Source organism: Massilia sp. IC2-477, assembly GCF_020707265.1.
Taxonomy (GTDB): domain Bacteria; phylum Pseudomonadota; class Gammaproteobacteria; order Burkholderiales; family Burkholderiaceae_D; genus Telluria.
Map to the genome: position 1 here is coordinate 24,066 of NZ_JAJFEQ010000019.1, position 20,745 is coordinate 44,810.

Here is a 20,745-nt window from a genome sequence, read left to right on the forward strand (position 1 = left end):
GCAACGGGGGAGCGAAAAGAGCGGGGCACGGTTAATCAACCTGTGCCCCGTTTTTGATTGTGGCTCCTGCCACCACACAAACAGGAAAAGAACAAGCATGCAATCGCTGGAAGATCTCGTCTCCTCGGCCCAGGCTGATTTCACCGCCGCCGCGGACGCCGCCGCGCTCGAAAATGCAAAAGCCAAATACCTGGGCAAGACCGGCCAGGTCACCGACCTGATGAAGGGCCTGGGCAAGCTCGACCCGGAACAGCGCAAGGCGCAGGGCGCCCTGATCAACGCCGCAAAAGAAAAAATCGAACAGGCCTTGAGCGCCCGCCGCGACGACCTCGCGAACGCGCAGCTGATGGCGCGCCTCAACGCAGAAAGCATTGACGTGACCCTGCCGGGCCGCGGCCGCGCCAAGGGCGGCATCCACCCGGTGATGCGCACCTGGGAACGCGTGGAGCAGATCTTCCGCTCGATCGGCTTCGACGTTGCCGACGGTCCCGAGATCGAGACCGACTGGACCAACTTCACCGCACTGAACAGCCCGGAAAACCACCCGGCCCGTTCGATGCAGGACACCTTCTACATCGAAGGCAATGACAGCACCGGCAAACCGCTGCTGCTGCGCACCCACACCAGCCCGATGCAGGTGCGCTATGCGCGCACCCATACGCCGCCGATCAAGGTGATCGCGCCGGGCCGCACCTACCGCGTCGACAGCGACGCCACCCACTCGCCGATGTTCCACCAGGTCGAAGGCCTGTGGATTGGCGAGAACATCAGCTTCGCCGACCTCAAGGGCGTGTACCTGAACTTCGTCAAGGCCTTCTTCGAGACCGACGACCTGCAGGTCCGTTTCCGTCCGTCCTACTTCCCGTTCACCGAACCGTCGGCCGAGATCGACATCGCCTTTGGCTCCGGTCCGCTGAAGGGCCGCTGGCTGGAAGTGTCGGGCGCTGGCCAGGTCCACCCAACTGTCGTACGTAATTTCGGACTGGATCCGGAACGGTTCATCGGTTTCGCGTTCGGCTCCGGCCTCGAGCGCCTGACCATGCTGCGTTACGGGATCAACGACCTGCGTCTCTTCTATGAAGGCGACCTCCGTTTCCTCAAGCAGTTCAATTAACCCTCGCGGCAAGAAGAAGGTACAACGAATATGCAATTCTCTGAAAACTGGCTCCGCTCGATGGTCGATCCGACGATGAGCTCTAGCGAGCTGTCGCACCTGCTCACCATGTCCGGCCTGGAAGTCGAGGAAGTCGAACCGGTCGCGCCGCCGTTCACCAATGTGGTGGTGGCCGAAGTCAAGGAAGTGGCCAAGCATCCGGACGCCGACCGCCTGAACGTCTGCCAGGTGGACGTCGGCACCGGCACGCTCTTGAATATCGTCTGTGGCGCGCCGAACGTGCGTGCGGGCATGAAGGCGATCTGCGCCAAGGCCGGCGCCGTGCTGCCGCCGGGCGCGGATGGCAAGCCCTTCGCGATCAAGGTCGGCAAGCTGCGCGGCGTCGAGTCGCAGGGCATGATGTGCTCGGCCAAGGAACTGAAAATCTCGGAAGAGAGCAGCGGCCTGATGGAGCTGCCGGCTGACGCGCCAGTCGGCACGGATATCCGCGACTATCTCGGCCTCGACGACCTGAAGTTCACCATCAAGCTGACCCCGAACAAGGCGGACTGCCTGTCCGTGCTGGGCGTGGCGCGCGAAGTCTCGGCCCTGACCGGCACCCCGCTGCACGTGCCGACCACCAAGCAGGTCGCCGTGAATACCGACGAAAAGCTGCCGGTGAAGATCTCGGCCCCGGACCTGTGCGGCCGTTTCTCGGGCCGTGTCATCCGCGGCCTGAACGCGCGCGCCGCCACCCCTGACTGGATGAAGCAGCGCCTCGAGCGCAGCGGCCAGCGTTCGGTGTCGGCCCTGGTCGATATCTCGAACTACGTGATGCTGGAAGTCGGCCGTCCTTCGCACGTGTTCGACCTGAACAAGATCCACGGTGGCCTGGATGTTCGCTGGGGCAAGAAGGGCGAGACCCTGAAGCTCCTGAACGGCAATACCATCGAGGTCGACGAGTGGGTCGGCGTGATCGCCGACGACAAGGAAATTGAATCGCTGGCCGGCATCATGGGCGGCGACTCCACTGCCGTGACGCTCGACACCACCGACATCTACCTGGAAGCGGCATTCTGGTGGCCGAACGCCATCCAGGGCCGCGCCCGCAAGTACAACTTCTCGACCGACGCGGCGCACCGCTTCGAGCGCGGCGTGGACTATGCGACCACGGTGGAACACATCGAGCGCATCACCGCGCTGATCGTCGAGATCTGCGGCACCCCTGACACCAAAGTGGGCCCGGTCGACGACCAGTCCGTGAACCTGCCGCAGCCCCAGGCCGTGAGCATGCGCACCGCGCGCGCCGCCAAGGTGATCGGCGTGCCGCTCACCGACGCCGTCGTGGCCGACATCTTCACCCGCCTGCAGCTGCCGTTCACGCATTCGGACGGGGTATTCCAGGTGACCTCGCCTTCGTACCGCTTCGACATCGAGATCGAGGAAGACCTGATCGAGGAAGTCGCGCGCGTCTACGGTTTCGAGAACATCCCGGCCAATCCGCCAGTCGCCCCGAGCGCCATGCTGATCGAGCCGGAAAACACCCGCTCGCTGTTCGCGATCCGCCACCAGCTGGCCGACCTGGGCTACCAGGAAGTGGTCAACATGAGCTTCGTCGAAGCCCAATGGGAGCAGGACTTCGCGGCGAATGCCGACCCGATCCGCCTGCAGAACCCGATCGCCAGCCAGATGAGCGTGATGCGCTCGAACCTGGTCGGCAGCCTGCTGGCCAACGTGCGCTACAACATCAACCGCAAGGCTGGCCGCGTGCGCGTGTTCGAAATCGGCGCCGTGTTCAAGCGCAATCCGGAGGTGCAAGACGCCCCGCTGGCAGTCGCCGGTTTCGAGCAGCCCAAGCGCGTCGCCGCGATCGCCTACGGTCCGTCGGTCGACGAACAGTGGGGCGAGAAGACCCGCGCGGTCGACTTCTTCGACGTCAAGGCCGACCTGGAAGCCCTGTTCGCCCCGGCCTCGCTGCGCTTCGTGAAGGGCGAGCATCCGGCCCTGCACCCGGGCCGCAGCGCCTTCGTCGAGCTCGACGGCAAGCACATCGGCTTCATCGGCGAACTGCACCCGCGCTGGCTGCAGAAATACGACCTGCCGCAGGCGCCGGTCCTGTTCGAGGTCGATGCCGAAGCCCTGCGCCAGCGCAGCGTGCCGAGTTATACCGAGATTTCCAAGTTCCCGGGCGCCACGCGCGACCTGGCGCTGGTGGTGAAGCAGGGCGTGTCGGCCCAGGAAGTGCTGGACACTTTCCATGCCGAGCTCGCTGCCAATCCTGGCGGAAAGATCGTGCAAGCCGTTGTTTTGTTTGATGAATACCGCGGCAAGGGCCTGGAGACGGATGAAAAAAGCCTTGCTTTCCGCTTTGGCTTGCAAGATACTCAATCGACGCTGCAGGACGACGCGGTGGACGCCATCATGGTGGCCGTGGCCCGTTCGGCACAAGAAAAAGTCGGCGCAAAACTGCGCGCATAAGAGCTGGACCGAGGCGCTTCATCGAGCGCCTCACACCGTTCCAAAACATCGTTTCTTGAAGGTAGGGCTTCAAAATTAATAACAACGACGTTGACTCGGCCGTATTCCAGGAAGCCCTGGCGGCCGATCTGCATCGCGCCACACAAGTCGCGCGGATGCGGAAGGAAGCAGAGAAGGAACTGCCAACCCTGACCAAGGCCGAGCTGGCCGAACTGCTGTTCGAGCAGGTCGGCCTGAACAAGCGCGAAGCCAAGGACATGGTCGAGACCTTCTTCGACGAAATCCGCAACGCGCTCGAGCGCGGCGAGGCGGTCAAGCTGTCCGGCTTCGGCAATTTCCAGTTGCGCGACAAGCCGCAGCGGCCCGGCCGCAATCCGAAAACCGGGGAAGAAATCCCCATCACGGCGCGCCGCGTCGTGACTTTCCACGCCAGCCAGAAGCTCAAGGGAATGGTCGAGGAGACTAGTCCCCCGAGTAACTCGCTGGCCCGAGCTGCCTGACTGAGTGCTAGATGAGCGAACGACCGAACAAGCCTGAACCCGTTGTGCTGCCGCCGATCCCGGCGAAGCGCTATTTCACGATTGGTGAAGTGAGCGATTTGTGCGGCGTCAAACCGCATGTGCTGCGCTACTGGGAACAGGAATTCACCCAGCTTAAACCGGTCAAACGCAGAGGTAACCGTCGCTATTACCAGCATCACGAAGTGCTGCTGATCCGCCGCATCCGCGAACTGCTCTACGAGCAGGGCTTCACCATCAGCGGGGCGCGCAACCGCCTCGACGGCCGCGGCCACGAACTGGCCAGTGCACCCGAAGCCGAGCTGCCGCCGCCGGCGCCCACTGTCGATATCGACAACATGCGGGCCCGCTTGCAAGACATTCTCGCGCTTCTGAAACACGGCACGGGCGTCGCCTGATCTCGGCCCGCCGGCATCCGCGCACCCGCGCGGCATGCCGGGACTTGCGTCGGCAGGCGAGCGCCCATATATGGCCCGCATAACTCAGCAAGTGTGTGCCTTGATGCCCCGCGCCATAGTGATAGAATGTCACTTGCGGTCATGCTGAACATGCATGCATGCCGGGGCGTCTGCACGGACCTGGCACTTTCCTGAAAAGGGAAAATTTAAGGGAAGATAATGATACGCGTTGCCATTTGTGACGATCACCAAATAGTTCGAGCAGGGTTCAAACAGATTTTCTCGTCGTCCGGCGATTTCGAAGTCGTCGCCGAAGGCGCTACCGGGCGCGAAGCCCTCGACATCGCACGCCGCGAGATCTGCGACGTGCTCCTGCTCGACATCGCCATGCCGGACCAGTCCGGCATCGATATCCTGCGCACGATCCGCCAGGGCCAGCCGAACCTGCCGGTGCTGATCCTGTCCGGCTATCCGGCGCAGCAGTACGCGCTCAATCTGTTCAAGATGGGCGCCAACGGCTACCTGAACAAGGAATGCGAAGCCGACGAGCTCAAGACCGCGGTGCGCACCGTCTACCAGGGCCGCCGCTACGTGAGCTCGACCGTGGGCGAACTGCTGGCGCAAAGCTTCGACCGCGACCCGAATACGGCGCTGCACACCGAGCTGTCGGACCGCGAGTTCCAGGTCTTCCTGCGCCTGGCAAAGGGCGCCACCGTGTCGGACATCGGCAATGCGCTGTCGCTGTCGATCAAGACCGTGTCGACCTACCGTACCCGCATCATGGAAAAAATGGGCCTGCAGTCGAACAGCGACCTGACCTATTACGCCATGAAGAACAACCTGCTCGACTGAGCATCTGCACCAACGCGCCGGCAACCGGCGCGTTTTCTTTCCGGCGGAAAACTCTTTCCAGCCAACACTTGTTTCTAAACGTTACAAAATATTCGCCGCAGTGCAACATTTGTATTGCGCGCCGCCGTGGATACGCGCACACTTGCATTTGTCGGCCACCCAGCATTCCGCGTCCACTGAGGCTGGCATCCGCGTAAGCTTCGTATCCGCACGGCCTTGAAAGCATTGTCGCGCTAACGCGACTATAATCGGCCCGGACGGCACAAGTTGCGCGAAAGGAAGCCAATGTATTTTTCTACTGCTTTCGACGGCAAGCGCTTGCGCGGCCTGCCTCTCTCCAAGACCCTGTTGTGCGTGGCCTGTGTGGTCATCCTGGTCATCAACGCGGTCTTCCTCATCCGCAATCTCGACGACCTGCGCTCGGCCAATGCCCTGCAGGCCCAGACCGCCCGCGTCACGGACGAGCTGCAGCTCCTGAACCTGCTCGTCACCGATTCCGAAAGTGGATTGCGCGGCTATTTCCTGTCCGGCTCGGAAGTCAATCTCGGCCCCCTGCATGCGGCGCCCCAGCAGATCGACAACCAGCTGCGCGCCCTCGGTGTCCTGCTGGCCGACAGTCCCTCCCAGACCAGGAACCTGGCTCAGTTGCGCAGCCTGGTGCAGCGCAAGCTCGGCCTGATGCACCAGTCGCTCGAGGTCTACCGCCAGGGCGGGCTGGTCGATATCGTCGCCATTTCCGCCGCCGCCGACGAGCGCGGCGAGATGGACGAAATCCGCCTGCAGGTCGTGATCATGACGCGCGAACAGAACGAACTGCTGGCCGCGCGCACGAACGCGTTCTACGAACAGTCGCGCCGCACGGTGCTGTTCGGCGTCGGCATCAATGCCGTCGCGATCCTCGTGATCCTGCTGTTCCACCGCCTGGTGCAGCGCAGCTTCGGCCTGCGCCTGGAAGCCGAGCGCGCCCTTCAGAGCACGAACGATAGCCTGGAGGCCATTGTTGCCGAGCGTACCGAGCAGCTGTCGGTGCTGTCGCGCCACCTGATCCGGGTGTCGGAGGAAGAAAAATCGCGCCTGGCGCGCGAGTTGCACGACGAGATGGGGGCCAACCTGACCGCCATCGGCATGGACATGACGTCCGTCAGCGAGAAACTGAAGGGCACGCATCCGGAGCTGGTGGCAATGCTGGGCCGGGCACGCAAGACCCTGGTCGACACCGTCCAGCTCAAGCGCCGCATCATCGAAAACCTGCGCCCCAGCCTGCTGGACAACATGGGCCTGTCGGCGGCGCTCCAGAGCTACTGCGCCGATTATGCGCGCGTGACCGCGCTCGACTGCGACGCCCTGGTCGATGCCGAGGCCGACGAGGCTGGGCCGATGCAGGCAATCGCGCTGTTCCGCATCACCCAGGAAGCCCTGAACAATATCGCCAAGTATGCCAAGGCGCGCACCGTCATCGTCAACCTGACGCGCGAACCGGACGGTTGGGAACTGGAAATCACCGATGACGGCATCGGCATCGCGCAGGATGCGATGACCCGCTCGAAATCGCATGGCCTGCTGGGCATGCGCGAACGCGCGCTGCTGCTGGGCGGAACGCTGCATGTGGCGCGCGGCGTGAACAACGTCGGCACCTGCGTGCGCGCCTGGATTCCGGCCTCCGCGCCAGGCGGCGAGGGCAGGCCCGTTCCCGCGCAGCTGCGCGAAACCCCGGAAATGAAAACGCCGTCCCTGTTACTGGGGACGGCGTTCGAAGCGAGAAGCGGTACGGCGCCGGATGGGGCGCCGGTCAATTCTTAACGGGCCACGTCGCTCAGCAGGCGGTCGTATTCCGACTTGGCCACTTTGTAGCACTCGCCGGCGTATTCTTCCAGGCCGGCACGGTCCAGGACGGTGATGTTGCCGCGGCGGTACTGGATCAGGCCTTCGTCCTGCAGCTTGCCGGCAGCGGCGGTGATGCTTTCGCGGCGCACGCCCAGCATGATCGAGATCAGTTCCTGGGTCACTTTCAGCTCGTTGCTGGCCGAACGGTCCAGGCGGTCGAGCAGCCAGCGGCACAGCTTCTGTTCGATCGAGCTGTGGCGGCCGCCGACGGCGTTCTGGGCCATCTGGGCAAACAGGGCGTTGGTGTAGCGCATCAGGAGTTGGGGCAGGGCGCCGCCCTTGTTGAATGCGTCGCGCAGGAACTGGGTCTTGAGGCGGTAGCCGTAGCCGGCGCTCTGGACCACAGCGCTGCAGGTGGCGCGTTCACCCATGAACAGCGACACGCCGACTGCGCCTTCGTGGCCGACCACCGCGATCTCGGTGGTGGCGCCATCTTCCATCACGTACAGCAGCGACACGATTGCGGTGGTCGGAAAATACACGTATTCCAATTTGCTGCCATACTCGAACAACTCCTTGCCGAATGGCAGCGGAACGAGCTCCAGTTGCTCGAACAGGCTTTCCAGGTCTTGGCGGGGCAGGGCGCCGAGCAGTTCGTTCTGCTGGGTGCCGCTGTAGCTGACAACGGGGCGGGACGCGGCTTTCACAGTCTCACTAGTGGCTGGGATCTTGTGTTGCGCTTTGTGCATACCACCAAGTTGAGTGTTGTTCATTTTATGTCCTCTTATCTCTAACGTGCGTCGGGTGCGAATGTTTGAGGTCTTTTTTCTTTGCCTCATCGCGATGTGTGTACATTAAAGCTATAGTCCGTTGGCGAACATAAGACTGGCAGTCGCACCTGTGTAGGCTTGGCGCAGGCCATTTTGTCAGCCCAGTCCTACTAGAGAGATATCGTTTTGTCATCGCGTTTTCTTTTGTTGTGGAAACGCTTATGCGCCGAATTCGCGCATAATGTGATTTTGCATTTGCGCTGACACGACATGCCCTTGCCCTTGCTGCTGGTCGAAGACGACGCCGTGCTGGCCGACGGGCTGGTGCGCACCCTGCAGGCCCAGGACATGGGGGTGGAACTCGTCGTCGACGGGCTCGCCGCCGACGCCCGGCTGCAGGCCCAGCCCCTGCCGTTTTCCGTGATCGTGCTCGACATCGGCCTGCCCGGCATCGACGGCTTCGAGGTGCTGCGCCGCCTGCGTGCCCGGGGCGCCGCCTGCCCGGTCCTGCTCCTGACCGCGCGCGACGCCGTCGAAGACCGGGTGCGCGGCCTGGAAGCCGGCGCCGACGACTACCTGGTCAAGCCCTTCGCCAGCGCCGAACTGGTCGCGCGCATCCGCGCCCTGGCCCGGCGCGTGGCGCCGCCTCCCGCCCAGCTCGGCCTCGGCCAGCTCAGTCTCGACAGCGCGACCCGGCGCGCACGCGTGGGCGAGCGCGTGCTCGACCTGTCGGCGCGCGAGTGGGGTGTGCTGGAGTACCTGCTGCAGCACGCCGGCCGCGTGGTCTCCAAGCAGCAGATCATCGACGCCATCGCACCCTGGGGCGACGACCTGACCCTGAACGCGGTCGAGGTCTATGTCTCGCGCCTGCGCCTGAAGCTCGACGGCGCCAGGGTGGCGATCCGCACCATCCGCGGCTTCGGCTACCTGCTCGAAGCCGCCGCTTGAGCCCTCGCCCATGAGCAGCATCCGCCTGCGCCTGCTGAAATGGCTGGTCGCTCCCATCCTCGTGTTCAACCTGCTGGCCGCCAGCCTCACCTACCTGCTGGCCTGGACGCCGGCCCAGCTCGCCTTCGACCAGGGCTTGCTGGACGCAGCCGCCGGCCTGGCCGCGCGCCTGCGGCCGGGTAATGCTTCCACAAGTATCGAACTATCCGGCGCCGGCGGACCCGTGATCGGCGCCGCCGCCCAGGACCCCAGCTGGTTCGTGGTGCGCGACGCGGGCGGCCGGGTGCTGGCGGGCGAACCCGCCTTCCCGCGCCGCCCGGGCGCCGAGCCGGTGCGCGACGACCGCCTGCACGGCCAGCCGGTACGGGTCGCCAGCCTGATGGTGCCGGGCCCCGGCGGCCAGGTCGAAGTGGCGGTGGCGCGCACCCTGAGCCAGCGCCAGGGGGTGAGGGCGGCCATCGTGCGCGCCCTTTTGCTGCTCGAGCTGCTGTTCAGCCTGGCCCTGGTGGGTCTGGTGTGGTTCTCGGTCGGCAATGGCCTGGCGCCGCTGGCGCGCCTGCGTGCTCGCCTGGATGCGCGCGGCAGCCACGACCTGGCGCCGCTCGACGACAACGGGATGCCGCGTGAACTGGCGCCGCTGGTCAGTGCCTTCAATGCGCTGCTGGGGCGGATCGCGGCCGGCGCCCGCGCCCAGGACGATTTCCGCGCCAATGTCGCGCACCAGCTGCGCACGCCGCTGGCCGGACTGCGGCTGCAGCTGGAGTGGCTGCAGGCGCGTCACCGCGACGATCCCGAGACGGGGCGCACCGTCGACCTGCTGTTGCGCGCCAACGAACGCATGATCCGCCAGGCCAATCAGCTGCTGTCGCTGGAACGCGCCGCCCCCGACCGCTTCGAGCGCGCCCAGCTGGCGCCGCTCGACCTGGCCGACATCGTGGCCGAGGCAGTCCAGGCGTTCGTCGAGCAGGCCCTGCGCAAGGACATCGACCTCGGCTTCGAGCTGGCCAGTGCGAAGCTCATGGGCGACCGCCACATGCTGCGCGACCTGGTCGACAACCTGGTCGACAACGCGCTGCGCTACACGCCGGCGCAGGGCAGGGTCACCGTGCACTGCCAGGCCACGCCCGACGGCGCCCTGTTCGCGGTCGAGGATTCCGGGCCCGGTATTCCGCCCGAGCAGCGGGCGCAGGTGTTCCAGCGCTTCGTGCGCCTCGACCAGCACAGCAGCGGCAGCGGGCTGGGCCTGGCGATCGTGCGCGACATCGCCGACGCCCATGGCGCCGAGATTGCGCTGGACAGCGGCCCGGGCGGGCTGGGCGCGACCTTCAGCGTGGGCTTCCCGCCCGCATAAACGCGTCTCCGCGTCCTGTGCGCTTGTCAGGATTCTGTCAGGTTTTCCTCAGGGAAATGCAAGCTTCGTGGGTTATGATTCCACATGGAAACATTCCGGCAGTCCGCCGGACCCTTCGGAGACTCATCCATGAACAAGCGCCAGGCCGGTTTTTCCCTCATCGAACTCATGATCGCGGTGGTCGTCGTCGGCATCCTGACGGCCGTGGCCCTCCCGTCCTACAACAGCTACATGATGCGTGCGCGCCTGACCGAAGCCTTCAGCGGCCTGGCCGGCATCCAGCCGAAGATGGAGCAGCACTGGGCAAACACCCGCAGCTACGCCGGCTTCGACGCCGACGCCCTGGGCCTGATGCCGAGGGATTCCGAACATTTCACCTTCACCCTGACCGAAGCCAGCGCCAGCGCCTACGTGGTGACCGCCACCGGCCAGGGCAGCGCCGACGGCTTCGTGTTCACCATCGACCAGAACGGCGGCCGCGCGACCACCAGTGCGCCGACCGACTGGGTTACCAATGACGCCTGCTGGGTCGACCGCAAGGAGGGCCAGTGCGCCGAGTAAGCGCCACCCCGCACCAAGGCGGCTTCACGCTGGTGGAGGCGATGATCACGCTCGCCGTGTTCGCGCTGCTGCTGGCGCTCGGCGTGCCGCGCATGGTCGACTGGGTGGCTGCCACCAAAGCCGCCGCCGCCACACAGTTCTATGCTGAAGGCCTGATTCTCGCGCGCGCCAAGGCGCTGGCACACAACAGCGCCAGCCGCCTGGTCCTGAGCCGCAACGCCGTCAGCGGCCAGTACGACTGGCAGGTCGACCTGTGCTTCCCGACGCCCGAAGAGCCGTGCAACGAAGCCGACGGCGACTGGTCGACCGTCGAGGAAGGCGTCAAGCCGGAAGACAGCGCCGGCGCGAGCTTCACTTCGGTGGCGCGCCGTGCCGACGCGCTGCCCGCTACCAGCCGCCTGGTCGTGTCCCCGGGCCCGGGCGCCGCCACCGCGGTTTATTTCACCCCGCTGGGATGGGTCGATTCACGCGTCGGCACACGCATGATGCGCATCGACCTGGACCCGGCCGCGGGCGCAGAACCTTTCCCCGCCAGCAGCGTGGTGCTGACCCTGGCCGGCATTGCCACCCAGTGCAATCCGGATGTCGCCGACGACGATTCACGCAGGTGCCCCGAATGAACAGACTCCCTAGCGTCCGCAGGCAAGCCCAGCAGGGCATCGCGCTGCTCGAAGCCCTGCTGGCCGCCGTGATCCTGGCGATCGGCCTGCTCGGCACCATCGGGCTCCAGGCGCGCTCGTATGCGGCCCTGTCCGACGCCGGCATGCGCGCCGAGGCCGCGATCGCCGCCGACAAGCTGCTCGGCATCATGAATACCGACCTGGGCAACCTGGAAGACTACGAGATTGCCGCCGGCGAAGAGCCGTCGGCGCGCCTGGAGCAGTGGTACGACGAGACCGCCACCCTGATCCCGGGCGCCGCCGTGGTCATCAGCGTGACGCCGGCCGCGGGCGCGGCCCCTGCAGCGGTGGACATCGCGATTAGCTGGCGCCGCAAGGCCGACACGCCGGTCAACACCCACCGTATCACTTCCTACTTCGCGGGGTCGACATGAAGCGCCCGGGCTTGACGCGCGCGGCCGGCTTCTCGCTGGTCGAACTGATGGTCAGCGTCGTGATCGGCCTGCTGGCGGTGCTGTTCGCCACCCGCCTGATGACCGATTCCGAACGCAACAAGCAGGCCGCGCTGGGCGGCTCCGACTCGATGCAGAACGGGATGCTCGCCATGTTCTCGATCAGCGGCGACGTCGAGGGGGCCGGCTTCGGCCTGAACGATCCGCTGATCGTCGGCTGCGACACCGTGCTGGCGGACACCGAGGGCTTCGAGATGACGGCAGCCACGCGCGACGGCGACAGTATCCATCCGCTCGCCGCGGCCGTGATCGTGCCGGGCGGCGCGGACGCTTCCGACAGCCTCACCCTGTACACCGGCAGCTCGTTCAGCGGCACGGGCACCCTGCGCATCACCACCAACTACATCGGCGGCACCCGCATCGACGTCGACCGCGTGCCCTACGGTTTCGCCAAGGGCGACGTCATCCTGGTGGCGCCCGAAAAACTGGGCGAGCAGTGCTCGCTGGCCCAGATCTCGTCCGACACGGGGGCGCTGCCGCCGCCGCCGTCCCAGCAGTATGTGATGATCGCCGGCGCCGGCAACCGCTACAACAGCGGCGCCCTCGGCGCCCACTACACGGGCGGCGCCTCGCGCATCTTCAACCTGGGGCCGACCGCCAGCCTGTCCTTCCGCACCTGGTCGGTCGAGGGCGGCTTCCTGCGCCTGCGCGCCACCGACCTGGCCGGCGCCGGCGCGGCCTCGCAGCCGGTGGCCGACAACATCGTCGCACTCAAGGCGCAGTACGGCTTCGACACGCGGACGGGCGACCTGTTCGCGCCCGAGCAGGGGCTGCAGCTTTCCGCCTGGTCGAGCACCATGATCGACGCCGACGGCGATGGCGTCGAGGGCGGGGCGGGCGACTACCAGCGCATCGCCGCGCTGCGCATCGCCGTGGTGGCACGCGCCAGGAACCCGGAACGCGCCGACCCGGCCACCGGCGAATGCACGGCGACCACCGTGCCCCCGACGGTGTTTGCCGTCCAGGACGCGGTGAACACCGACGCCGAGCCGGTCGAGGTGAACGTGGAAGTCGACGGCGATCCGGTCGACTGGAAGTGCTACCGCTACCGCGTCTTCGAAACCATCGTCCCGCTGCGCAACGCGGGCTGGAGACCGACCGCATGACACGTCCACATCTCCCTCGCCAGCGGGGTATCGCGCTGCCGGTCATGCTGATCATGCTGCTGGTGCTGCTGGTCTCGAGCATCTATCTGCTCCGTTCCAGCAATTCGACCACGCTGACCGCGTCCAACCTGGCCTATGACGCCAGCCTGGCGCGTGCCGCCGATTACGGCCTGCACCAGGGATTCGCCTGGCTCAGCGACACCGCGAAGAACAACAAGATCCAGCTCGACGGCCACGTGCCGGGCGAGGGCTACCGCGCCACGCTCGACACCACCCAGACTGTGCGCTCGAGCGGATTCTGGGACGGCTCCAAGGAAGTCGACGACGGCAAGGGCAACCGGATCCGCTACGTCATCCACCGCATGTGCCGCCTCGACGTGGTCTACAGCGACCCGGATAACGCATGCGTCCAGACCGCCGCCAACACCTCCACGCTTGGCAACACCGTGCGCCTCGGCGACAGCATGGCCTCGGATGCGCCCGTGTACGCGGGCGTGCCGCAACTGCACTACGTGATCACCGCGCGCATCGATGGTCCGCGCGGCGGCAATGTGATCACCCAGATGGTGGTCCTGATCGGCGCCTGAGCCGCAAACTGCATACGGAACGCGCATGAAGATCCTATCCAACCGACTCCCCGCCATCCTGGCGTTCGCCATCGCCATCGTCGTGGCCCTCGCGGCCTTGCCGGCGCGCGCCGCGCCCACCGCGATCGCCCAGCTGCCCCTGCTGAACATCACCGGCAGCGGCACGGTCAAGCCGAACCTGATGCTCTTGTACGATAACTCGGGCTCGATGACCAGCACCTTCACCCCTGACTACGTGGACGACAGCATCACCTGCCGCTCGCGCGCCACGATGGCGGGCGGCACGCGCGGCTGCCGCGCCGGCGATCCGCCGTTCGCCAGTCCCGATTTCAACAAGCAGTACTACAACCCACGCGTGCGCTACAGCCCCCCGGTCAAGGCGGACGGCAGCACCTACCCGAGCCTGACCGCAAGCCAGACCAGCAACTGGACCTCGGTTACCACCGACGGTTTCGGCATCAACGATACCGACCTGCTCGGGAACAGCACCTCGCGCACCAACCTGGTGACGGGCTTCCCGGACATCCGCTGGTGCGACACCAGCAACAACAACTGCCAGGTCAACCGCAACGGCTACAACTACCCGAGCAGCAACCGCTATACCGGGCAGGTGTTCCTCGCCAATCCCTATTACTACACCATCAACGTAGCGGAATACTGCACCAACGCCGCCATGACCAACTGCCGGGCCACCGATGTCAACGCCCCGGCGCCGGCCGGCTATCCCGTCCCGGCCAAGGTGCGCTGGTGCGACTCGACCGCGTTGACCAATTGCCAGGCCAAATACGTCGGCAACTTCAAGTATCCGCGCTACGGGGACATCTCGCGTCCCGCCGTCTGGTACGGCACCATTACCGTCGGCGCCTCGCCCGGCAGCACTCCGGTCAGGCTCGACGCCGTCACCGCCACGACCGAGGCCGGCACCGCAACCATCACCAACGGCCCCGTGACGGCCGCCACCGGGACCAACAGCGCCACCTTGCAGCAGGAGGCGGCCAATGCCCTGGCCGCGTCGATCATTGCCAAGACCGGCCTGGCCAACCAGTTCCTGGCCTGCGTGCGCACGCCTACCGGCGGCGGCGTGCCGGCCTGCAGCACCTACGGCATCACCCTTTCGGCCAACAACGTGGTGGCTGTGGTGCCAATCGCCTGCCCGGCGAGCACGAGCCCCAAGACGATCGGTCCGTGCTGGCTGCAGGCTGACGAAAGCCGCGCCGGCACCGTCCTGGCGCTTGACACCGGCGGCGCCTCGACCGCGCTGCTGAAGGTGAGCGGCTCGGTCAACAACAGCAAGAACCAGGTCCTGTCGCAAGTGAGCTTCGGCGGCGTCAACCTGTTTGACACCAGTCTGACCCTGACCAAGGGCTGGAACGCCGCCTCGGTCGCGCTGGCGATCCGCAACAAGATCGGGACCCAGGGCACGGTCACCGCCTATGTCGGCGGCACCGCTGGCAGCGGCGCCATTTGCCAGGCCGCTCCGAACACGACCGTCTGCCTGGTCGATACCGGCGCCGCCTCGGGCAAGAACATCACGGTCGGCAACCTCACCAACCAGGGTAACGTCTCGTTCAGCACCACGGCCTCCGTCAGCGACGTGTTCCCGGCCACGACCAATGACCTGGGCGCCACGACCTTCGCGCGCACAGACATCGTCGCATCGCGCAACAATTATCCGAAGGCGCCGAATCGCACAGACTGTGCCGGCGCGACCTGCACCTACGCCGAGGAGATGACCAACTTCGCCAACTGGTACGGCTACTACAAGACCCGCAACCAGGCGATGAAGACAGCGGTCGGCCATGCCTTCCAGCCGATCAACGACAACTACAACGTCGGCCTGGTCTCGCTGTCGAGCGCGGCGGCCGAGGGCAGCATGACCAAGCCCAAGCCGTTCGGGGGCAACCATCGCGCGGACTGGTACAGCGCGCTGTATGCCATGGACGGCAACCAGTCGACCCCGATTCGCCAGGCGCTGCATGCGATCGGCAAGCTGTACGCGAACCAGTCGCCCTACAACTATTCGACGGACAACGCGGTGGTGCAGTTCCCCTGCCAGCAGAACTTTACCTTCGTCACCACCGACGGCTACTGGAACGGCAATGCCGCGGCCAGCGTGACCAACAACGACAACCGCGAAGACGCGTCGCGTTTCTGCCTGCGCTCCAAGGGCTGTGTCGACACCTCGGCCCAGAGCGGAAACTCGCTGGCCGACGTCTCGCTGTACTGGTACAACGGCGGCACCAATACCGGCACCACCTCGCTGCGCCCCAGCCTCGAAGACTGGAGCAGGCCGGGCCTGGTGCCGGCCGGGGCGGGGGAGAACACGCGCCTGCACATGAAGACCTATGCGCTCGGCCTGGGCGTGGACGGGGTCATGACCTATGAACCCGATTACGACGGCGCGGCCGCGCTGGGCGGTGACTTCTACAAGCTGATCACCGGTGTCACCAGCGGCTGCCCGTGGAACAACAATGGCCCCTATGTCTGGCCCGATCCGAAGACCAATGACAACAGCGGGTCCGCCGCCTACCAGTCGCGCGTGGACGATTTGTGGCACGCCGCGATCAACGGCCACGGCAAGTACTTCTCGGCCTCGGATCCGCTGCAGGTGATCGACGGCCTGCGCGAGGCGCTGGCCAACATCGAGGTCAAGGTCGGCGCGGCCGCGGCCTCGGCGACCTCGACGCCGAACATTTCGCAGTTCGACAACGACATCTTCTCCGCCACCTTCACCACCGTGAAATGGCATGGCCAGCTCACCAAGCGCAAGATCGACACGGTCACCGGCGTGGTCGGCAACACCGACATCTGGAACTCGTCGATGCGGCTCGGGCGCAAGGTGGTGGATACCACCGACCCCGAGGTCGCCGTCGATCGCCGCATCCTGATGCTGGACCTGTCCACGGGCGGGCTCAAGAACTTCGACTACACGCTGATGAGCGACGTCGAAAAAGCCTGGTTCGACAACAAGTGCGGCGCGCTGTCGCAGTGCGCCAACCTGTCGGCCGGCAACCGCGCCATCGTGAATGCGGGCGCCAATATCGTCGACTGGCTGCGCGGCCGCCAGCTGTATGCCAACGACACCGTGCTGCGCGCCTATTCGCGCACCGAGACCATCCCGCAGGGGATGAGCACGACCTTGCCGATCGTCCTGGGCGACATCGCGTCGGCCAAGCCGGCCTTCATGCGCGACCCGCGCAAGAGCTACCAGCGCGACGGCTACAACGCCTACAAGGTGGCGCAGGCGGACCGCGCCGCCACCGTGTTTGCGGCCGCCAACGACGGCATGCTGCACGCCTTCGACGCCGCCAACGGCGACGAACTGTGGGCCTACGTGCCGCGCATCACGATGAAGAAGCTGCACGTGCAGGCCAGCGTCTCGTATGGCACCAATCACCAGTACACCGTGGACGGCTCGCCGGAAGTGGGCGACGTCATGATCGGCGGCAGCTGGCGCACTGTGCTGGTGGCGGGCCTGAACGCCGGCGGACGCGGCTACTATGCGCTCGACGTCACCGACCCCGATGCGCCGCGCGCGCTGTGGGAGCTGTGCGCGGACGCCAGCGTGTGCAGCGGCGACAGGCTCGAAACGGAGATCGGCCTGAGCTTCGGCAACCCGCAGTTCGGCACCTGGAAGGACAGCGACGGGGTAGAAAAGTGGGTCGTGTTCCTGACCTCGGGCTACAACAATATCCCGGGTGCGGACGGCGTCAATGCGGGCGGCGGCGAAGGCTGGCTGTTCGTGGTGGACATCGCCACCGGCAGGGTCCTGAAGCGCATCTCGACCGGTAGCGGCAGCACCGCGACCCCGTCCGGGCTGGCCAAGATCACCGCCATTACCAGCAATCCGACCACCGACCCGCTGGTCACCTATGTCTACGGCGGCGACAACCTGGGCCAGATGTGGCGCTTCGACTTTACCGTTCCTGGCCAGGTGAGCAAGCTGAAGATGGGCGACGCCGGCAGCAACCAGCCGATCACGACCCGTCCCGACGTGGCGCTGTGCCGGGTCGACGCCACCGCGGAAGACGGCACCGTCACGCCCGGGACCCAGCGCGTGGTGGCCTTCGGTACCGGCCGCCTGCTCGACATCACCGACGTCGGCAGCACCGCGGTGCAGTCGGCCTACGTGCTGAAGGACAGCGGTACGGCGATCGGCGCCGACGCCTGGCGCGGTGCGGGCATGTCGAGGCGGACGCTGACCAAGATCGAGGGTGCCGGGGGCGACACCTATACGATCGCGGGCGGGGAAGTCAACCTGGCCAGCCAGGCCGGCTGGTACGTCGACTTCGACCGCGACAGCGGCGAGCGGGTCAACCTCGACCCGAAGATCGTGCTGGGCACGCTGACCGTGGTAACCAACCTGCCGAGTTCCTCGTCGGCCTGCTCGGTCGGCGGCACCAGTAACATCTATGAACTCGACGTGTGCACGGCGCGCCCGGTGCGCGAGGTCGCTGGCTCGACCCTGTCGAACAACTCGGCGGTGGTCGGCTTCATCAACATCGGCCTGCCGAACGGCGAAACCAAGACCATCGCGACCACCGCCGACGGCAAGACCGTCACCAAGGATCACAATCCGGCGTCGACCATGCCGACCCGCCGCGCCGGCTGGCGCCGCGTGCGCGAGTGAGTTGACAGTCGCGTAACACCAGTCGAGGGGCCGCCGCGCGCGGCCCCTTGCACATTCTCCACACGGCGGGTCGCGGAATCGGTAAAATCGAGGGTTTTCTTACCAAGGGCCGCTTTGCAAGGCTCGACTATGGCCAACGACACCGAATTCACCGCCGACGACAGCGCCAGCGCCGCCGAAGGCACCACGACCCGCCAGGCCGGCCACGTGACGCGCGAAGTCGCGCGCCGCCGCACCTTCGGCATCATTTCCCACCCGGACGCGGGTAAGACCACCCTGACCGAGAAGCTGCTGCTGTTCTCGGGCGCGATCCAGCTCGCCGGTACCGTCAAGGGTCGCAAGAGCGGCCGCCATGCGACCTCGGACTGGATGGACATCGAAAAGCAGCGCGGGATTTCGGTCGCATCCTCGGTGATGCAGTTCGAATTCCGCGAGCACGTCATCAACCTGCTCGACACCCCGGGCCACCAGGACTTCTCGGAAGACACCTACCGCGTGCTGACCGCGGTCGATTCGGCCCTGATGGTGATCGACGCGGCCAAGGGCGTGGAAGAGCAGACCATCAAGCTGCTCGACGTCTGCCGCATGCGCGACACCCCGATCGTCACCTTCATGAACAAGATGGACCGCGAGACCCGCGATCCGCTCGAACTGCTGGACGAGGTCGAGTCGGTGCTGAAGATCGAGTGCGCGCCGGTGACCTGGCCGATCGGCATGGGCAAGAACTTCCGCGGTGTGTACCACCTGCTGAAGGACGAGATCATGCTGTTCAAGGCGGGCGAAGAAAAGGCCGACGGCGCCTTCGAGATCGTCAAGGGCATCGACAACCCGAAGCTGGCCGAGATGTTCCCGCTCGAGATCGAGCAGCTCAAGATGGAAGTGGAGCTGGTCCACGGCGCTTCGCACGTGTTCGACATCGAGCGCTTCCTGTCGGGCGTGCAGACGCCGGTGTTCTTCGGCTCGGCGATCAACAACTTCGGCGTGCGCGAGATCCTGTCGGCCCTGGTCGACTGGGCGCCGGCGCCGCGCGAACGCGACGCCACCGTGCGCGCGGTCGAGCCGACCGAAGCCAAGTTTTCCGGCTTCGTCTTCAAGATCCAGGCCAACATGGACCCGGCCCACCGCGACCGCATCGCCTTCCTGCGCGTGTGCTCGGGACGTTTCGAAAAGGGCATGAAGGTCAAGCACCTGCGCCTCGGCCGCGACGTGAAGCTGTCGTCCGTCGTGACCTTCATGGCGTCCAGCCGCGAACAGGTGGAAGAAGCCTACGCCGGCGACATCATCGGCCTGCCGAACCACGGCAACATGCAGATCGGCGACAGCTTCACCGAAGGCGAAATGCTGACCTTCACCGGCATCCCGTACTTCGCGCCGGAGCTGTTCCGCACGGTGCGCATCCGGAATCCGTTAAAAGTAAAACAGCTGCACAAGGGCTTGCAGCAGCTGGGCGAAGAGGGCGCGGTGCAGGTGTTCAAGCCGGTGCTGGGTTCGGACCTGATCCTGGGCGCGGTCGGCGTGCTGCAGTTCGAAGTGGTGGCGAGCCGCCTGCTGAACGAGTACGGCGTCGACGCCGTGTTCGAAAGCAGCAGCATCTCGAGCGCGCGCTGGGTGTCGAGCGAGGACAAGAAGGCCTTGTCCGACTTCGAGAACCAGCTCGGCCACCAGGTCGCCTACGATGCGGCCGGCAACCTGGCCTTCCTGGCGACTTCCGGTGTCAACCTGCGCCTGACCCAGGAACGCTGGCCCAAGCTGACCTTCCACGCGACCCGCGAGCACGCGGCCAAGCTGGGCTGACCGGCTTCACGCGCCGGCTAGCCGGCCGGCGCGTTCCTGATCTCCTTCACCACCTGGGTGCGCCCGCCTGCGCGCAGCTGCACCGGCAGCCAGCCCTGTTGCGGCGCCAGCCATATCTCCAACTGAAGCTTGCCCTGGCGCGCCAGGTGCAGCGTATCGAGCTCGCCCAGCGGCGTCGCGATGCGTTCCTGACCGATGACCTGGTAGCGCTCCACCGTGGCGGCATCCGCACGGCCGACGTAGATCTCGACCGCTTCCTGCAGCTGGTCCGGGTCGGCCAGGCCGATCCCGGCCAGTTGCATCAGCATCGTGGCGCCGTCCTGGCTGCCGGGCAGGTCCTGGGCGCTGCGCCCGAGGCTCTCGAACACGATGGCGCGCCGTTCGCGGTCGAAGGCGACCGAGGCGCTGCCGGCGCCATAGGCATAGGTGGCGCGCTGGGGCGCGATGCCGGCGTCGTCAGTGCCGCCTTCGCTGTCGATGCGGCCCAGGATGCCGTCCAGTGTCATGCGGTACTGCACGCCGTCGGTCTGCCATGAGAGCGACGCATCACTGGTCCCACCCTTCGCGTCGCGCAGTTCGTAGAGCAGGGTCACGGTGGGCGGCATGGCGACGCGGTAGCGGCTCGGCGTTTGCATGGGTTCGGGCTGGCCCGCCGGCGCCGGGGACGCCGTGGAGGGCGCTGGCGCGTCGGCACGTGCAGGGG

The 20,745-nt window shown here is 66.0% G+C and carries 16 protein-coding genes and 1 pseudogene; 15 read left to right on the forward strand and 2 right to left on the reverse strand.

What is annotated here, in order from left to right:
• The first annotated feature begins 97 nt into the window (after positions 1–97).
• The 6 genes from pheS (at position 98) to LK542_RS24025 (ending at position 7,139) form a co-directional block, all read left to right on the forward strand.
• Complete coding sequence (gene pheS / locus LK542_RS24000) at positions 98–1,114, forward strand: phenylalanine--tRNA ligase subunit alpha (protein ID WP_227813891.1); 1,017 nt, start codon at positions 98–100, stop codon at positions 1,112–1,114.
• A gap of 30 nt (positions 1,115–1,144) precedes the next feature.
• The gene (gene pheT, locus LK542_RS24005) at positions 1,145–3,571 is read left to right on the forward strand and encodes a phenylalanine--tRNA ligase subunit beta (RefSeq protein ID WP_227813892.1); all 2,427 of its coding nucleotides are present in this window, start codon (positions 1,145–1,147) and stop codon (positions 3,569–3,571) included.
• A 155-nt stretch (positions 3,572–3,726) separates the two neighbouring features.
• The gene (locus tag LK542_RS24010) at positions 3,727–4,071 is read left to right on the forward strand and encodes an integration host factor subunit alpha (protein ID WP_227802631.1); all 345 of its coding nucleotides are present in this window, start codon (positions 3,727–3,729) and stop codon (positions 4,069–4,071) included.
• Between the two features lie 11 nt (positions 4,072–4,082).
• Positions 4,083–4,487, forward strand: a complete 405-nt coding sequence (locus LK542_RS24015) for a MerR family transcriptional regulator (protein WP_227802630.1) — start codon at positions 4,083–4,085, stop codon at positions 4,485–4,487.
• Positions 4,488–4,706: 219 nt separating this feature from the next.
• Positions 4,707–5,339, forward strand: a complete 633-nt coding sequence (locus LK542_RS24020; RefSeq protein ID WP_005667428.1) for a response regulator transcription factor — start codon at positions 4,707–4,709, stop codon at positions 5,337–5,339.
• A gap of 285 nt (positions 5,340–5,624) precedes the next feature.
• Positions 5,625–7,139 carry a CHASE3 domain-containing protein gene (locus LK542_RS24025; RefSeq protein WP_227813893.1) on the forward strand — a complete coding sequence of 505 codons (1,515 nt, stop codon included), beginning with the start codon at positions 5,625–5,627 and terminating at the stop codon, positions 7,137–7,139.
• Here LK542_RS24025 and LK542_RS24030 read toward each other — a convergent pair.
• Entirely contained in the window at positions 7,136–7,936 is an 801-nt protein-coding gene (locus tag LK542_RS24030) for a Crp/Fnr family transcriptional regulator (RefSeq protein WP_227802628.1), read from the reverse strand. The two genes, LK542_RS24025 and LK542_RS24030, sit on opposite strands and share 4 nt — an antisense overlap.
• 267 nt (positions 7,937–8,203) lie before the next feature.
• Between LK542_RS24030 and LK542_RS24035 the strand changes: the two genes are divergently transcribed.
• The 9 genes from LK542_RS24035 to LK542_RS24080 all read left to right on the forward strand — a co-directional run bounded on the left by LK542_RS24035 (position 8,204) and on the right by LK542_RS24080 (position 20,042).
• Positions 8,204–8,881, forward strand: a complete 678-nt coding sequence (locus LK542_RS24035) for a response regulator transcription factor (protein WP_227813894.1) — start codon at positions 8,204–8,206, stop codon at positions 8,879–8,881.
• Between the two features lie 10 nt (positions 8,882–8,891).
• Positions 8,892–10,232 carry a sensor histidine kinase gene (locus LK542_RS24040; RefSeq protein ID WP_227813895.1) on the forward strand — a complete coding sequence of 447 codons (1,341 nt, stop codon included), beginning with the start codon at positions 8,892–8,894 and terminating at the stop codon, positions 10,230–10,232.
• 129 nt (positions 10,233–10,361) lie between these two features.
• Positions 10,362–10,793, forward strand: coding sequence for a type IV pilin protein (locus LK542_RS24050; protein ID WP_267877571.1), 432 nt, complete (start codon positions 10,362–10,364; stop codon positions 10,791–10,793).
• Complete coding sequence (locus LK542_RS24055; protein ID WP_227813896.1) at positions 10,781–11,413, forward strand: prepilin-type N-terminal cleavage/methylation domain-containing protein; 633 nt, start codon at positions 10,781–10,783, stop codon at positions 11,411–11,413. Before LK542_RS24050 ends, LK542_RS24055 begins: the two co-directional genes overlap by 13 nt.
• Positions 11,410–11,847 carry a hypothetical protein gene (locus LK542_RS24060; protein ID WP_227813897.1) on the forward strand — a complete coding sequence of 146 codons (438 nt, stop codon included), beginning with the start codon at positions 11,410–11,412 and terminating at the stop codon, positions 11,845–11,847. The genes LK542_RS24055 and LK542_RS24060 overlap by 4 nt, the downstream gene beginning before the upstream one ends.
• Positions 11,844–13,031, forward strand: a complete 1,188-nt coding sequence (locus tag LK542_RS24065; RefSeq protein WP_227813898.1) for a PilW family protein — start codon at positions 11,844–11,846, stop codon at positions 13,029–13,031. The genes LK542_RS24060 and LK542_RS24065 overlap by 4 nt, the downstream gene beginning before the upstream one ends.
• Positions 13,028–13,618, forward strand: coding sequence for a hypothetical protein (locus LK542_RS24070; RefSeq protein ID WP_227813899.1), 591 nt, complete (start codon positions 13,028–13,030; stop codon positions 13,616–13,618). The genes LK542_RS24065 and LK542_RS24070 overlap by 4 nt, the downstream gene beginning before the upstream one ends.
• Before the next feature lie 25 nt (positions 13,619–13,643).
• A complete protein-coding gene (locus LK542_RS24075; protein WP_227813900.1) occupies positions 13,644–18,248 on the forward strand; it encodes a pilus assembly protein in 4,605 nt (1,534 codons plus the stop codon).
• A 129-nt stretch (positions 18,249–18,377) separates the two neighbouring features.
• Positions 18,378–20,042 carry a peptide chain release factor 3 gene (locus LK542_RS24080; RefSeq protein WP_227813901.1) on the forward strand — a complete coding sequence of 555 codons (1,665 nt, stop codon included), beginning with the start codon at positions 18,378–18,380 and terminating at the stop codon, positions 20,040–20,042.
• Positions 20,043–20,059: 17 nt separating this feature from the next.
• On the opposite strand, the pseudogene LK542_RS24085 reads toward LK542_RS24080, so the two are convergent.
• Positions 20,060–20,745 (reverse strand): annotated as a pseudogene (locus LK542_RS24085) (DUF3108 domain-containing protein); the annotation flags it as partial.